Source organism: Acinetobacter sp. 1130196 (assembly GCF_000588095.1).
Lineage (GTDB): Bacteria > Pseudomonadota > Gammaproteobacteria > Pseudomonadales > Moraxellaceae > Acinetobacter > Acinetobacter nosocomialis.
This window is the reverse complement of sequence record NZ_JFWX01000132.1, coordinates 1-407: the sequence shown is the minus strand read 5'-3', so window position 1 is coordinate 407 and position 407 is coordinate 1. Positions and strand designations below refer to the sequence as shown.

The following is a 407-nucleotide window of genomic DNA, read 5'->3' as shown; positions in this document are numbered from 1 at the left end:
GAATGGAGACATCTGGTCTAATTAATCGATCACGTGATCCTAATGATGAAAGACGAGTTTTTATTTCATTAAAAGATAAAGGGCGAGACTTATCTGCTGAAGCAGAAAAGATTCCTAAAGAGCTTACCAAGAACATTGAGTTTGATAACTTAAATCAATTACGAGATGAATTAAAAGTATTAGTTAATCTATTATCAGAAAGAATTTGAGACCTCTTAATATCTGATAATGGAAGCCTGTTTACTTTCAAGAATCAATTAGTTTTTCTAAAATTAACATAATACACCTTATACGAAATGCGTTATAATTATCTTTAGAAATCAATGCTGTAGTTTCTAGTTAATAGCTCATCTTCCCCAAGGTGGGCTTTTTTTATGATTTTTCACGTTCCACGCCTATTCTTTGAT

The 407-nt window shown here is 31.2% G+C and carries 1 pseudogene; it reads left to right on the top strand.

Annotation, left to right across the window (positions count from 1 at the left end):
* Nucleotides 1–209 (top strand): annotated as a pseudogene (locus tag J671_RS24820) (MarR family transcriptional regulator); the annotation flags it as partial.
* Nucleotides 210–407 lie beyond the last annotated feature (198 nt).